General features: G+C 61.9%; 12 protein-coding genes. All 12 read left to right on the top strand.

What is annotated here, in order from left to right; translation table 11 throughout:
* Positions 1–30: 30 nt before the first annotated feature.
* The 12 genes from PXH66_RS20415 to PXH66_RS20470 all read left to right on the top strand — a co-directional run bounded on the left by PXH66_RS20415 (position 31) and on the right by PXH66_RS20470 (position 15,281).
* Complete coding sequence (locus tag PXH66_RS20415; protein WP_330930003.1) at positions 31–666, top strand: corrinoid protein; 636 nt, start codon at positions 31–33, stop codon at positions 664–666.
* An 18-nt stretch (positions 667–684) separates the two neighbouring features.
* Positions 685–1,722 (top strand): uroporphyrinogen decarboxylase family protein, encoded by a 1,038-nt coding sequence (locus tag PXH66_RS20420; RefSeq protein ID WP_330930004.1) that lies wholly within the window; start codon positions 685–687, stop codon positions 1,720–1,722.
* An 18-nt stretch (positions 1,723–1,740) separates the two neighbouring features.
* A complete protein-coding gene (locus tag PXH66_RS20425) occupies positions 1,741–2,283 on the top strand; it encodes a hypothetical protein (protein ID WP_330930005.1) in 543 nt (180 codons plus the stop codon).
* Entirely contained in the window at positions 2,270–3,271 is a 1,002-nt protein-coding gene (locus tag PXH66_RS20430) for a uroporphyrinogen decarboxylase family protein (RefSeq protein WP_330930006.1), read from the top strand. Before PXH66_RS20425 ends, PXH66_RS20430 begins: the two co-directional genes overlap by 14 nt.
* A gap of 249 nt (positions 3,272–3,520) precedes the next feature.
* Positions 3,521–6,931 (top strand): beta strand repeat-containing protein, encoded by a 3,411-nt coding sequence (locus PXH66_RS20435; protein WP_330930007.1) that lies wholly within the window; start codon positions 3,521–3,523, stop codon positions 6,929–6,931.
* 195 nt (positions 6,932–7,126) lie between these two features.
* Positions 7,127–7,957: a 5-dehydro-4-deoxy-D-glucuronate isomerase gene (kduI, locus tag PXH66_RS20440; protein WP_330930008.1), complete on the top strand. Its 831-nt coding sequence runs from the start codon at positions 7,127–7,129 to the stop codon at positions 7,955–7,957.
* Positions 7,958–7,967: 10 nt separating this feature from the next.
* Positions 7,968–9,281 carry an MFS transporter gene (locus tag PXH66_RS20445; protein ID WP_330930009.1) on the top strand — a complete coding sequence of 438 codons (1,314 nt, stop codon included), beginning with the start codon at positions 7,968–7,970 and terminating at the stop codon, positions 9,279–9,281.
* Entirely contained in the window at positions 9,278–9,949 is a 672-nt protein-coding gene (locus PXH66_RS20450) for an RraA family protein (RefSeq protein WP_330930010.1), read from the top strand. Before PXH66_RS20445 ends, PXH66_RS20450 begins: the two co-directional genes overlap by 4 nt.
* A gap of 15 nt (positions 9,950–9,964) precedes the next feature.
* A complete protein-coding gene (locus tag PXH66_RS20455; RefSeq protein WP_330930011.1) occupies positions 9,965–10,786 on the top strand; it encodes an SDR family NAD(P)-dependent oxidoreductase in 822 nt (273 codons plus the stop codon).
* Between the two features lie 140 nt (positions 10,787–10,926).
* The gene (locus PXH66_RS20460; RefSeq protein WP_330930012.1) at positions 10,927–12,198 is read left to right on the top strand and encodes a glycoside hydrolase family 88 protein; all 1,272 of its coding nucleotides are present in this window, start codon (positions 10,927–10,929) and stop codon (positions 12,196–12,198) included.
* A 257-nt stretch (positions 12,199–12,455) separates the two neighbouring features.
* Positions 12,456–13,580: a LacI family DNA-binding transcriptional regulator gene (locus PXH66_RS20465; RefSeq protein ID WP_330930013.1), complete on the top strand. Its 1,125-nt coding sequence runs from the start codon at positions 12,456–12,458 to the stop codon at positions 13,578–13,580.
* Between the two features lie 231 nt (positions 13,581–13,811).
* Positions 13,812–15,281 carry a pectate lyase gene (locus PXH66_RS20470; protein WP_330932132.1) on the top strand — a complete coding sequence of 490 codons (1,470 nt, stop codon included), beginning with the start codon at positions 13,812–13,814 and terminating at the stop codon, positions 15,279–15,281.
* The last annotated feature ends 30 nt before the right edge of the window (positions 15,282–15,311 follow it).

Consider the following 15,311-nt stretch of genomic DNA (forward strand, 5'->3'; position numbering starts at 1 on the left):
TCTCACCGAATTCTTCGCTCCCCGAAACCCATGAACACACTTGAACAACTCTCCCAAGCGGTCGCCTCCGGCAAAGGCAATGACGCGAAGACCCTCTCCCAACGCGCGCTCGACGAAGAGATATGCCCTAGCGACATCATTGATCGAGCGCTTACGCCGGCGATGGCTTCCGTGGGAGAGCGGTTTAGAAAAAACCTCATTTTCGTTCCTGAAATGCTGATCGCCGCCCGCGCAATGAAAGAGGCCATGAGTCTGCTCGAACCGCATTTTGTCTCGGCCGGAATCGTTCCCAAATACACCGCCGTGATCGGTTCGGTGCAGGGGGACCTTCACGACATCGGCAAGAACCTCGTGGCGATCATGTGGAAGGGGGCGGATTTCCGCATCATCGATCTGGGCGTGAACGTGCCGCCCGCCAAATTCGCCGCCGCAGTGCGGGAGCATCGTCCGCAGCTTGTCGGCCTCTCCGCCCTGCTCACGACCACATTGCCGGCAATGGTTGAGACCGTGCGAATCCTTCGCGCCGAGATCGATCGGCCGGTGCGCATCATGATCGGAGGTGCCCCCGTCACCCAGCAGTTTGCCGACGAGATCGGCGCAGACGGCTACGCTCCCAATGCCGGCGTCGCGGTCGAGCGTGCCCATGCCTTGGTTGGTGCCACTTGAATTCAACTCCATCACTCTATGAGCCGAGATCTATACCTGAAGCTGGCGCGGGAAGGACTGCGTATGCCGATCGGCACACATCTAGTCCTCCATGAGCAAACCGACCCTGACGCGGTCGTGCTTGACGGTGATCGCCTGGGCTCGGTGATCGTGGAAACCGCGAAACGTTTTTCCACACCTTTGGCGGTGCCGTTGATGGATCTCGCTTTGGAAAAAGCCGCGCTGCTGCACGCCTATGATGTGCCCGAAGTTGAGATGGAAAGTTATCATTTCGCCGCTCCGCCGGAATCACCTGCGGCCATCGATCTCACTCCTCGCATGCGTGCGGCCTGCGAAGCCATTGCACACGTCGCCGCCCAGCCTGGACTCGTCCCCATGGGCATGAGCATCGGCCCGTTCTCGCTCATGAGTAAACTCGTGGCCGATCCGATCACGCCGGTGTATCTCGCGGGGACGGGCCTGACCGGCGACGATGAACCTGAAGTGGAGTTGATGGAACGTGCGCTGGCGCTCGGTGAACGAGTCATTCTCCGCTACCTCGAGGCCCAGATCGAAGCCGGAGCCACGGCGATGATCATCTGCGAACCGGCTGCGAATCTCGTCTACTTTTCTCCCAACCAACTCGCGGCGGATGCGACCGTCTTCGAACGCTACGTCATGGAGCCGATGCAGCGCATCGCGCATGTTCTCGCCGAGCACGATGTCGATCTCGTGTTTCATAACTGCGGTGAGCTGACCGACGCCATGGTCCGCCGCTTCACCACGCTCGGAGCGGTCATGCTCAGTCTCGGCAGCTCCCGTAAGCTGTGGGAGGACGCTGCCTTCGTGCCGAAAGATACCGTTCTCTACGGCAACTTGCCGTCGAAGCGATTCTATGCCGCTCAATTCACTGCGACCGACGTCGAGGAGCAATCGCGGGAGCTGCTGGAAAAGATGCAGGCCGCCGGTCATCCGTTCATTCTTGGCACCGAATGCGACGTGCTCAGCGTGCCCGGCTTTGAGCGGGAAATTTTCGCCAAGGTCGATGCATTGATGAGCTGCGCTCGTCGACCGTGAATCCGGTTCTCCATGGTCATGGCTACTTCTCCGATTCCGAATTTGGTCCGCGATCCGCCCCGATGCATGATGGTCACCGGCCCGCGAGGCGCTGGGAAGACGCACTGGATCCAGCAACGCATCCTCGCCCTCACCGGAGCCACGAAAACGAGAGTGAGCTTTGGCGTGTTACTGCAGGAAGAGGGGCGCACGCGGATGGAAAATTTCACCGCAGCTCGGCCGAACCTCGTCCTGCGGAAACTCGCACTGCCCTGTCCCTGCTGTCCGGGGCTGGCTGGTTTACCATTGGAGGCGCGCGCGTTCGTCGAAGCGACTTCGATGGATTGGCTCTTTGTGGAAATGCCCATGGACGCTGCATTCGGCCTCCTGGCGGATTTCGACCGAGAGCTGGGCTGGCCTCGCTCGTTAACGATCTGCCTGAATCCAGCGTGGTCGAGAGCTTGGCGACGCCGGGCGCTCTCGCCGTTTCAGCTCCAGTTGCTTACTCAAGCGGACAACGTGATCGAATCCGTCTCGGCATCGCCGGTGCCGTCTTCGCTTTCCCTTTATGACTCCTCGTGAACGCTATTTGGCCGTGCTGCACGGCCGCCGACCTGACGTGCTGCCACGTTTGCCCATTCTCATGCAGTTCGCCGCCGAGCACATTGGCTCGAACTACGCCGCATTCGCCTCGGATTACCGCGTGTTGGTGGAGGCCAACCTTCGCTGTGCGGAGGAATACGGTATTGATCAGTTGAATACAATGTCCGACCCCTATCGCGAAACCGCCGGCTTCGGCGCATCGATTGAGTTCCCGCGTGACAGTGGGCCGATTTGTGTAAAACCACCTTTGGAAGACGATCGCGATTTTGCGAAACTGCCGCGACCCGATCCGTTGGTCACGCCGCGTATGCACGACCGCATCGACGCCGTGCGGGCCTACAAAACACAGGCGGGCGATCGCTATTCCATCATGGGCTGGGTGGAAGGCCCGGCGGCCGAGGCGGCCGACCTGCGCGGGGTGTCCAATTTCTTCATGGATCTACTGGATGATCCAGACTACGCGCGGAACCTGATGGCACATTGCGTCGAGACTGCGATCGACTTTGCTCGCCCTCAAGTCGAGGCGGGAGCGGACACGATTGGCATTGGCGATGCGGTCGCGAGCCAGGTGTCTGCTGAGATTTATGAGTCGCTCATTCTTCCTCTGGAGAAGCAACTCGTGATGGCGATCCGCGCGATGGGGGCTCACGTGCGTCTGCATATCTGCGGCGATATCACCCATCTCCTACCGGGCATTGCCACCCTTGATCTCGATCTCATCGATATCGACCACATGGTCGATCTAGCGGTTGCGCGCCGTATACTTGGCCCGCGCATTGTGCTCACGGGCAACATCGATCCGGTCTCATGCGTCATGCGAGGAGACCGTGCTTCAATCTGCGCGGCCGTTGCCCGGTGCTACGCCATCGCCGGCGATCCTTTCATGGTAAATGCGGGCTGTGAGATCCCGGCGGGCACTCCGTGCGAAAATCTCGAAGCCATGTGCACGCCGATTGCACCAACATGATTGGCGCTAGGCCGGGTTCAAAACGAGGTCTGATGCTACCGGGGGAAATGGGAGGAGAACGTCGGGAAGGCAGGGCAGGGAGGCGCAACGACTTGCGCTTGGGGTGACTTGCTCGGTGCGTGTTTGCCTACGAGCTATCGATCAGCCCTGAGGGTGCTCCGGATGTGCGAAAACCCGGTGGTCTCTCGTTTCCTACCTCTCCCCCATCACCGCTGGCTGCACGTTGCCCGGTGAAAATCCCCAACCCCGATGAATATTCCCTTCCAATCGCTTTACCGCGCGTTGCTCTGTGCTTGCGGTATTTTTTGCTCCGCGCTCTCCGTCTCGGCCGCCACCTATTACCTGACGCCGGCCGGATCCGGATCGCAGAATGGATCGAGCTGGTCCAACGCCTACGCGCTCGGCCAACTCCAAACCACGATCAATGCGCTCGCGGCCGGTGACACGCTCAACCTGGGCAGTGGCACCTATAACAGCACTGCGGTCATCGATATCAAAGGAGCCGGATCCTCCGGTAATCTGCGCACGATCACCGGGGTCGACACCGGTGGCGGACTGCCGCTGTTCCAAGGCAACTACGACGTCAACGTCAGCGGTAGTTCGAGCAAGATCTGCTTTCGCTTCCCCGGATCCCAAACTGCGAGCTACTGGCTGATCAAGGACATCAAGTTCACGAGCTACAGTTGGGTGGTGAGCATGCCGCTCTCGGGCTCCACCTACACGCTCCGGTCGAACATCACGTTCGAAAATCTCGACGCCGACGGGATCGAAGAATTGTTCCAAATTCGCAACGCGACCCAGATTCTCATCAAAGATTGCGACGCGATCCGCTACTGCAAAAAGGCGTTCCGTTACGACGACTACACGAGTTTCCTGACGATTCAAAATTGCACCGCCGATGCCACCGGCGGCGACGACGACTTTCCGACCCGGGCGATTCCCGCCGGTTTCTGCGGCATGAATACGCCCGGCGACGCGCCGATCATTCACGACATCGCGTTGATCGACTGCACGGCACGCAACAATCGCTATCAGCCGCAATCCTCCTACTGGAACGGCGACGGTTTTTCCACCGAGGCGGGCACCTACAACGTCACCTACACGCGCTGCAAATCCTTCGACAATCACGACGGCGGTTTTGACGACAAGGCCGACGATGTCACCTACGACGGCTGCATTTCGATCGGCAATCAAAAGGGGTTTCGCTACTGGGGCGACAACGGCAACTACGTGAATTGTCTCGCGGCCTACAACCAACAGTATGGCGGCACCGGCAACTCCGACGGCCTCTGGGTGGGCAAGCAGTCGAGCCGCTCCCACTCCGCTTACGTGCACGTTTCCCTCTCCACGTTTCACAACAACGCCGAGTGGGCGCTGGAATCCTACGAAGGCGGGCAGATCACGGCGACCGATTGCATTGTCTCGGTTGATGGCGACTGGACGAATGCCTACCTCGTGAGCAGCGGCCCCATCACGCTCAGTGGCACTGCGCAGTGGCGCACCAGTTCCAGCCTGGGTCCCGATCCGCAATACGTCGCGCCTTCCCGAACCTGGACCGGGTCCCCGGCCGACGCCTTCAACAGTGAGCTCTACGAGGACGCCAAAGGCTATTTTGGCCAAGGCGGCGCGCCGACGGGACCCGTGGTGTCAGTCACCGCCACGGATGGCAGCGCCGCCGAACCGTCAAATAACGGCACCTTCACGCTGACCGCGTCGCCCGCGCCGGAGGCTCCTCTTACGGTCAACCTCACCCTCGCCGGCACGGCCACCAACGGCACCGATTATTCCACCATCGCCAGCACCGTCACGATCGGGACGAGCGGCACCGCCACCATTGATGTGGCGGTGATTGACGACTCCGTGAGCGAGGTCAGCGAAACCGTGTTGCTCTCGGTCGCGTCGGGCACGGGATACAGTGTGGGCAGCCCATCCGGAGCGACCGTCACGATCGCCGACAACGAGCCGCCCCCGCCGCCGAATGTGACCATTGTGGCCACCGACAGCTCGGCGGGCGAGCCGTCGAACAACGGCACCTTCACGCTCACGGCGTCACCGGCGCCGACCAGTGCCATCACGGTCAATCTGAGTGTCGCCGGCACCGCCACGAACGGCACCGACTACAGCACCATCGGCTCCTCCGTCACCATTGGCACAAGTGGCACCGCCACGGTGGGGGTCGCCGTGATTGACGATGCCGCGACCGAAGGCAGCGAAACCGTCATTCTCACAGTCGGTTCCGGCACCGGCTACACCGTCGGCAGCCCCGCCACCGCCACGGTCACGATCAGCGCCAGCGATACGCCTCCCTCGGTCAATATCAGCACGTCTTCCAGCAGCGCCGCCGAAGGCGGAGGTTCGGGACGTTTTGCGATCACCGCCATTCCTTCACCGGCCAGCCCCATCTCGGTAACTCTCACCATCACCGGCACCGCCATCAACGGCACGGACTACACCACGATCCCGACCTCTGTGACGCTCTATCCAGGACCGGGCACTGCCGAGGTCGATATTGACGCGATCGACGACGCCCTGTTCGAGGGAACCGAAACCGTGGTGCTCACCGTCGCCTCCGGATCGGGTTACGCCGTGGGCAGCCCCAGCAGCGCCACCGTGACGATTAACGACAACGATTCCGGTGGCGGGGGCGGCTCCACGCCGGTCGTTACGATCAGTGCGACCGACAGCTCGGCGGGCGAGCCGTCGAACAATGGGACCTTCACGCTCACCGCGTCGCCGGCCCCGTCCAGTCCGATCACCGTCAACCTGGGCCTCGCGGGCACGGCGACCAACGGCTCCGACTACAGCACGATTGCCAGCACCGTGACGATCGGCACCGGCGGCACGGCCACGGTCAACGTGGCCGTGACCGATGACGCTGCGGTCGAAGGCAGCGAGACCGTGGTCCTTGCGGTGAATTCGGGTTCCGGATACACGATAGGCGGAGCAAATTCCGCCACCGTGACCATCGCCGATGACGATACTTCAGGCACGCCGGTGGTGACGATCAGCGCGACCGACAGTTCGGCCGGAGAACCGTCGAACAACGGGACCTTCACGCTCACCGCGTCGCCCGCCCCGTCCAGTTCGATAACCGTCAACCTGAGCCTCGCGGGCACGGCGACCAATGGCGCCGACTACAGCACGATCGCATCCACCGTGACGATCGGCACCGGCGGCACGGCCACCGTTACGGTGGCGGTGATAAACGATTCGTCGGTCGAAGGCACGGAAACCGTGGTGCTCACGGTGAATTCAGGTTCCGGATACGACGTGGGCGGCGCAGACAACGCGACGGTGAACATCGCCGATGACGACTCCGGTTCGTTGCCGCAGATCAACATCAGCACGTCGTCCAGCAGTGCCTCGGAAGGCGGCGGCACCGGCCGGTTTGCCATCACCGCCATGCCGTCGCCGTCTAGCGCGATCACGGTGAACCTGAGCATTGCGGGCACCGCGACCAACGGAGTCGACTACGACACCGTGGCCACCACCGTGACGATAAACCCGGGACTCGGGACGGCGGAAATCGATATCGATGCCATTGACGACTCCGTGACCGAAGGCACCGAATCGGTCGTGCTGACGATAGCCGCCGGTTCGGGATACACGGTCTCCAGTCAACACACAGCGACGGTTACGATCAACGACAACGACTCCTGAAGTCGGTTGGTCGCGCATTACGTTACGACGGCGGCTCCTTTCCCGGGGCCGCCGTTTCGTTGGTCCGGACTCGGCTCGGCCCTCGCGTGCAACGACTTGTCAACCGCGGTCCTTTCGAGCCCGGCGAGTGCCCGTTTGGATGTCCGTCCGCGGTGTTCCGATTCCCCGAAACCCGTTTCCACCCCACACCATACCATGAATCTCCACACCATGACGGACCTCGGGCGCATGCGCACGATGACCTCCGCCGAACTCCGACAAACGTTCCTCGTCGAAGCGCTGTTCCAGCCGGGTGCGATCACCCTGGTTCGCACGGATCTCGACCGGGCGATTGTCGGCTCCGCCGTTCCCGGCGCGCGGGCGTTGACCTTGGAGCCGCCGCCGGAACTGCGGGCGTCGTCGTTCACCGAGCGCCGCGAGTTGGGCGTGCTGAATCTCGGCGGGGCGGGCTCGATCCTGGTCGATGGCGAACGCCATGCGATGGCCGCGCGGGATGCGCTATACGTTGGCCGCGGCGACCATAAGATCGTGTTTGAGTCGGACCGTCCGGATGCAGCGGCTCGCTTTTATTTTGTGAGCTACCCGGCGCATGCGGTCTATCCGACGACGCATGCGAGTTTTGCGGACGCGGCACCGCTCCGCCTCGGGACGTCGGCCGACGCCAACGAGCGCACGATCTACAAATATATCCACGAGGACGGCATCCAAAGCTGCCAACTCATGATGGGCTTCACGTGGCTCGAGGAAGGCAGCGTGTGGAACACCATGCCACCACACTGGCACCTTAGCCGTTCGGAGATTTACCTCTACTTCGATCTCCCGGCCGAGGCCTGCGTGATACACCTGATGGGAGCGCCCGACGAAACCCGGCACCTGATCGTGCGCAACGAACAAGCCGTGCTGTCGCCCCCATGGTCGATCCATTCCGGCGCAGGAACACAGCGCTACGGGTTTGCCTGGGCGATGGGCGGGGAGAACCGGGAATTCGCCGACATGGAAGCCGTGTCCCCCAAAATCCTGCGTTGAAGGATGCCGCATGAAATTACCCCGCCCCGTTCCGGATCAAACTTCACCCGACGTCTCGCATGGCTCTCCGAAAGGTAAACCCAGTCGGGTGCGCTGGCGCATTTGTGCGATGTTGTTTTTCGCGACGACGATCAACTATATCGACCGCCAGATCCTCGGGATACTGAAGCCGGAACTGACACGCGATCTGGGTTGGAGCGAGATCGACTACAGCAACGTCATCTTCGCGTTCCAACTCGCGTATGCCGGTGGCTACCTCTTTGGCGGCCGTCTCATCGACCGGATTGGCGTGCGCCTGGGTTACGCGGCGGCGGTGGCCGGTTGGAGCCTCGCGGCGATGGCCCACGCGGCGGTGCGTTCGGTGGCGGGATTCGGCGTAGTGCGATTTGCGCTCGGTCTGACCGAGGGGGGGAATTTCCCGGCGGCGGTGAAAGCGGTGAGCGAGTGGTTTCCCCGTCGGGAACGCGCCTTGGCCACCGGCATTTTTAATTCCGGCAGCAGTGTTGGTGCGCTGGTGACGCCGTTGGTGGTCCCATGGATTACGGTCCGCTACGGCTGGTCTGTCGCCTTTCTCGCGACCGGGGCGTTGGGCCTTGTTTGGCTGATAGCTTGGTGGTGGATCTATGCTGCCCCCGAGGAGCACCCGAAGGTTTCAGCGGCGGAATTGGCTCTGATCCGGAGCGAACCCAGTGAGCCGACCGCGCGTGTGCCGTGGGGGGAGTTGCTGCGGCACCGGCAAACGTGGGCGTTCATTGCCGGCATGTTCATTGCCGCGCCGGTCTGGTGGTTCTGGTTGTTTTGGGTGCCGGATTTTCTGCACAAGAGCCATGGCCTGAATCTGCTGCAGCTGGGACCGCCGTTGGTGGTGATCTACCTCATGACTGACTTCGGCAGCATCGGGGGCGGCTGGCTGTCCTCGCATTTGATCGGGCGCGGTTGGACGGTGAACGCGGCGCGCAAGACGGCCATGCTGGCGTGCGCGTTGTGTGTCGTGCCGGTGATCATTGCGCCGGTAGTTTCTGACCTTTGGGCCGCTACGTTGCTGATCGGTCTCGCCGCTTCGGCGCATCAAGGCTTTGCCGCGAATCTCTTCACGCTGGTGTCGGACACGGCGCCCCGTCACGCGGTGAGTTCGATCGTGGGCTTAGGCGGTGCGGCGGGGGCGATCGGCGGCATGCTGGTGGCCAAGGTCACCGGCTACGTGTTGGAATGGACGGGCGATTTCCGGCCGTTGTTCGCTGCTGCTGCGGGAGCGTATCTAGTCGCCCTGCTCGTCATCCATCTGCTGAGCCCACGGCTCACGCCGATGAAACTTTCCTCATGACAAACCCTGAATGGCAGACGGATTTGGAACTGTTCGCGTTGGTGCAACGCGAACTCTACACGCCGGTGGTGGGCGACATCTTGGATGCGCTGGGCCGCTACCACCAGTTTCTCCCCCAACCAGTGCAGCCGATGGTCGAGAGCATGACAGTGGTCGGACGGGCGATGCCGGCGTTGATGATCGACGTGCACGGACCGCAGGAAAAGCCGTTCGGCTTGCTCACGGAAGCACTCGACGATCTACGTCCCGGCGAAGTCTATCTCGGGGCTGGCGGAGCGATGCGATGCGCCTATTGGGGCGAGCTACTCACCGCTGCCGCTCGGACACGAGGGGCCGTGGGCGCGGTCGTTGACGGCTTCCATCGGGACACGCCGCAGGTGCGGGAGCAACAGTGGCCCGTGTTCAGTCGGGGACGTTTCGCACAGGATTCCTCGGTTCGCACGGCGGTGACCGCCTTTCGTTGCCCGATCGAAATCGGCGGGGTGTGGGTGGAACCGGGCGATCTGGTTTTCGGCGATCTCGACGGCGTCGTCATCGTGCCCCGCGCCTGCGAAGCCGAGGTGGTGACTCGTGCGTTGGAAAAGGCGCGCGGAGAAAAGGCCGTGCGCCAGGCCATCGAAGGCGGGCTCAGCGCGACCGCGGCATTCCAGAAATTTGGTATCCTCTGATTTCATTCCCTGCTCATGATCAATCCTCCTGCTGAAACTCCGCCCAAATCCCTGCCGTCAAATGGCTCCGCTTCGCTGAAGGGGACGGCGTTCGATCTCACCGGCCAGACCGCGCTCATCACCGGCGGCGGCACCGGACTGGGTTTGGCGATGGCGCAGTGTCTGGCCACGGCGGGTGCTCGTGTGGTGCTGGTGGGACGCCGACCTGAAGAACTAGCCAAGGCGTGTGCGCAGATCGGACCGACCGCCTTTGCTCTGCCAGGAGATGTCACGCGTTTGGAGGATGCTCCTAGTCTGGTGGAGCGCGCCGAGGCGCAGGCCGGCCCGATCACGCTTCTCATCAACAATGCCGGTGTGCACTTGAAGAAAGCGGCGACCGAAACGACGGACGTGGAATTTGCCGCCGTGCTGCAGACCCACGTTTTCGGGGCGTTCGCGATCACGCGGGAGGCGGGGAAACGCATGGTCGCACGCGGAGCGGGTTCGGTGCTGTTCACGGCGTCGATGACTTCACTTATCGGGCTGTCTGCGGTGGTCGCTTATTCCGCCGCCAAGAGCGCCTACGTCGGTCTCGTTCGCTCCCTGGCGACGGAGTGGGGTCCCCACGGCATTCGCGTCAATGCATTGGCGCCGGGATGGATCGCCTCCGACATGCTGGCCAAGGTGTTGGACGGAGATCCGGCTCGGCGGGAGAAGATCCTTTCACGGACGCCGCTCGGGCGTCTTGGTGATCCTACTGACATCGGTTGGGCCGCCGTTTATCTGGCCTCGCCCGCCGCGCGATTCGTGACCGGCGTGGTGCTCCCGGTCGACGGTGGCGCGGCGGGAGGGTTCTGACCTGTAGCCGGTCCCATTGCGAGCGGTCGGAACGTGCAAGGGCTTGCGCAACGGGGGCGTCGAGTTCGCGTTCCGGTGGGAGTTCGATGGTCGCGTTCCTTTCTGTTTTTGGTGCTGCGGAATTTCTTCCGCCGGGCCTCATGACCCAACCTTCCCCTTACCCCTTTATCCTCCATGCGCGAGTCGCCACCCGATCCCAAACCCGTCTTGCCGGCGGTGCCCCTGAGGCGGATATCATCACGGCCGTGAGTGGTTTGAAGAGGGGGGCGGAGTTGGGTCGTCGTTCGGGGAAATCAGGCGCCAGTGCCGGTGCCCGGGGAGACCGGTCGGAGACTTCCAACGTGGTCACTTGTGCGGACCGGATGTGGGCGATCTTCGACAAGTTACGTCTTATCAAATCCCGGGCGTGGAATCTCGATATCAACCGCTGGGACTGGTCGAGTGGCGTGGGATTGTGGGGCGTGATGCGTTGCCACGAAGTGCTCGGTGATGCCCGCTGCCTGGATTTTCTCGTCAGCTGGGTGGAGCAAAATATGGCGGGTAGGGTCAAGGGCTCCGTCAATCACGTGCTGCCTGCCTACATCGTCGAATACCTCTGGCGCGTGCAGGGCGATGAGCGTTATCGGAAGATTTGCGATGAATACGCTGAGTGGTGTTTGGATCAGGCGACTCGCACCGACAACGGTGGTTTGGCGCATGTATGGCCGGGGGGGCAGGATGACTATCGGCATCAATTGTGGGTCAACAGCACGTTCATGGCGGGCATGTTTATGCTGCGTTACGGCGCGGAGTTGCCGAATGAAGCACTTTTTGATGATGGCTGCCGCCAATATCAGATCCATCTGGAGTCGCTCTACGATGCGAAGATCGGGCTGTTCTTTCACGGGTATCACTGCCAACTGCGTGGCCCGATCGGTGACTACTGGGGCCGGGGTAATGGATGGATGGTGGCCAGTTTGACCGAGGGCCTGTCGTGGTTGCCGCCCGACCATAGCTTGCGCGAATCAGCAGAGAGGATCTTCCAAGCGACGATGCAACGGGCGTTGAGTTTGAAAACCGCAGACGGTCGGCTCCGCGTAATGCCGCTGGTCGACGATGCCTACCCCGAGAGCACCTGTTCCGCGCTGTTTGGTTTTGCGGCGTTGCGGGGTTTCCGCCGTGGTTTGCTCCCGCGCGCGTTTCTTGATTGGGGCCTGCAACTTTCGAAGACGATGGGCGATCTGATTAGCGAAGACGGCCGCGTCGCCAATTGCTCCCATAGTGCGAATCCGGATTCGATGGAGGCTTACCTGCAACGACCCTGCGAGCAGTCCTTGTATGCCGATGGGATCATGCTGGCGTTTCTGGCGGAGGCGATCATCGCGATCCAATCGTCGGGAAAGTCTGCTCCAGTTTCCGCTGTATCTGACTAGACGATTTTATTTTTTCAAGCCGTCGAACTCTTCAGCCAATCCCTTACCATTCTCACCCTGAGACAACCCATGCTATAACCCCCCTCCGTGCCCCTCACCTGACTCAATCAGGCGCTCGAGTCGGACCGACGGCCTTGACCACGTATTCCCGCCATTCATGCTTCGTCCACGAATGGCATCGGTGCCTCCCGTAACGCCCATTCCGGTTTCGCTCAGCGCAACCCTGCTTTCGCAACGTTCGACCAACCCCTCTCGAAATGGCCACTGCCCCACGTTCCGTTTCCATACCGCTCCCGGAATCCTCGGATGTCCCGTCGGAAGGTTCCAGCACCACCATGCAGGACATTGCCGAACAAGCGGGTGTTTCGCTGAGCACCGTGTCGCGGGCGTTGCATGATAATCCCCGGATCGGAGTCCGCACGCGCGACCGTATCCATCGGATCGCGGCGGATCTCGGCTACCGACCGAACCCGATGGTGGCGGCATTGATGAAACAATTGCGGACGAATCGGCCGGTCGCGCCCGTTTGCAACTTGGCTTGGCTGGACTTCTACGAGGACCCCGAGGCGTGGAAGCAGTCCGCCGTGCAGCGGGGGTTCTACGCCGGCGCGCTGGCCCGCGCCCGAGCGCGCAATTATTCGCTGGAACGCATTCAGGTCTGCGCCCCCGGGATGACACCATCCCGCCTGAATCACATCCTCGAAAGCCGCGGTATTCGGGCGGTGCTTATGTCGTGGATGCGTGACTCCGACGGGATTAGCAGTTGCCTCCCGTTTGATTTGAATCGGTTTGCCGTGATCTCCGTGGGCACGCGCTATCAACGTCCGGACCTGTCGTATGCCAGTGACGACCAATACATCAGCAGCTGCTTGGCCATCCGCCGGCTTTGGGAGCTCGGATACCGTCGGATCGGTTATGTCGGAGAACCTGGGATTGAGCGGATCGTGGAAAACCGTTTCAGCGCGGGCTATCTCACGACGCTGACCATCGAGTTGGGGGGCACCACCCTCCCGCCTTTGTTCACCTTCGACGATGTTGACGTGGTGGAGTGGTGGCACCGGTTTCGTCCGGATGCGATTCTGACCTCCAATCGGCTCGTGCTGCGCAATTTGCGGCAGCATGGCATCCGAGTCCCGGAAGATGTGGGATTGGCTCATCTCAACATCGAAGATTGTGCGGATTACGCGCCGGCCGAATTGGCCGGGATCAAGCAGGACAACGAGCGGGTGGGAGAGGGGGCGGTCGATTTTTTGATCAGCCAGATATCCACCAACGCCGTCGGTCCGCCCGAGATCCCGCGCGGTGTGTTGACTCCGAGTCTTTGGGTGGAGGGACCAACGGTGAGGCAGGTGACTGTCGCCGCGAGCGATCAATCCCCGTAGATGATCCCGCACGAATGTCGCGGGGCCTCGCTGGAAATCCACCGCCGCGAATGCCTGCCATGCAACGAATCGCACAGCGGTTCCCTTGCCGTGAGTCGGTTTTAACCCCGCCCTGAAATGGTTCCCATGGCATTTTCAAACCTTTCGGCCGACGGCATTGCGCTTGGTGGGTGGGATTCCTGGTCCAGCCGATTGGCGGGCTGGGTCCGACCGGTCCGATTCATATCGTTGATGGTTTTAGTCTCGCTTCGAGGGATCGCGGCCGGGGAGCCACCGGCGGCGGATGAGGTCAGAGCCGCACTCGACCGGGCGGTGACCTATTTTAACTCGATCTCCACCGCAGGCGGATATTTGTGGGAATACTCCAGCGACCTGACGGAGCGTTTCGGCGAAGAACCCGCCACCTCTTCGCAGATTTGGGTGCAGCCGCCGGGAACACCGTCGGTTGGGCAGGCCTTGCTCCTCGCCTACGCCGCGACCGGGAATCAGTCGCATCTCGAGGCGGCGCGTGCGGCCGCTCTGGCCCTGACTCACGGCCAGCTCGAATCCGGGGGGTGGGATTACTTGATCGAGTTCGACCCCGCGAAACGCTCGCAATGGTGCTACCGTGATGAGGTGGGGACGGCCGCGTTTTCGGACGATGAGCGGACGAATGTTTCGAATTACGACGACGATAATACGCAGAGTGTGCTGCGCTTCTTTCTGGCATTTGTTGATGCCGCCCGATCCGCGCCCAGTCCGCGCGACGAAGCGATTCGTGACGCGCTGGAATATGGGCTGAAAAAATTGCAGGAGGCCCAATTTGCGAATGGCGCATGGTCGCAGCGTTGGGACGGTCGTCCCCACGATCCCGCCCGCTACCCGATCCTGCCGGCAAGCCTGCCCGAAAACTATCCTCGCGAGTTTCCTTCTCCCGACTACTTCGATTTCTACACCTTCAACGATAACACCATTCGCGACGCCCTCATGCTCATGTTGGATGCCCGGCGTAGAACGGGTCGGGTGGAATTTCGTGAATCCGCCAGGCGGGCGGCGGATTTTATAGTGCTGGCGCAGCTGCCGGAGCCGCAGCCGGGCTGGGCGCAGCAATATGACGCGGCCATGCACCCCGCGTGGGCGCGGGCGTTCGAACCGCCGGCCGTCAGTTCCTTCGAGAGCGCGGGGGTGGTGCGCTTGTTGTTGGATCTGCATCGCGAGTTTTCCGACCCGCGCTTTATGGAGGCGGCGGGTCGCGCCGTCGCGTGGTTCCGGCGATCGGCGATCAGGGAGAATCGCTGGGCGCGCTATTACGAACTGCACACCAACCGCCCCATCTATGGGGATTGGGACGGTCGGATTCACTACACGTTGGCCGAGTTGAGCGCGGAGCGGCAGACGGGTTATTATTGGGAGGAAGCATTCGGTATCGCCGACACGATCGCCGCATATGAAGCGGCGGTGGCCGCCTCGAGCGACGCCGCCGGGGCGGAGCCATGGACGCCAAAGGATCGGCCGAAAACGGAGCACGGAATCGAGTCGATCGATGAGGATCAGCTGGCCGCCCGTGCTCGCGATGCGCTGGACGCAATGGATTCCGCTGGTCGTTGGCTGGAACCCGACGGCGGGCGGTTCACGACTGAGCGCTTCATCGCGAACGTGCAACTGTTGTCGGAATTTCTGATTCGCACTCAGAACCCCCGTCCGAAGCCGTCGACTGAATGATGCGACGGCCGCCGCAATTTTTCCAACGCC

The organism is Synoicihabitans lomoniglobus (assembly GCF_029023725.1).
Lineage (GTDB): Bacteria > Verrucomicrobiota > Verrucomicrobiia > Opitutales > Opitutaceae > Actomonas > Actomonas lomonigloba.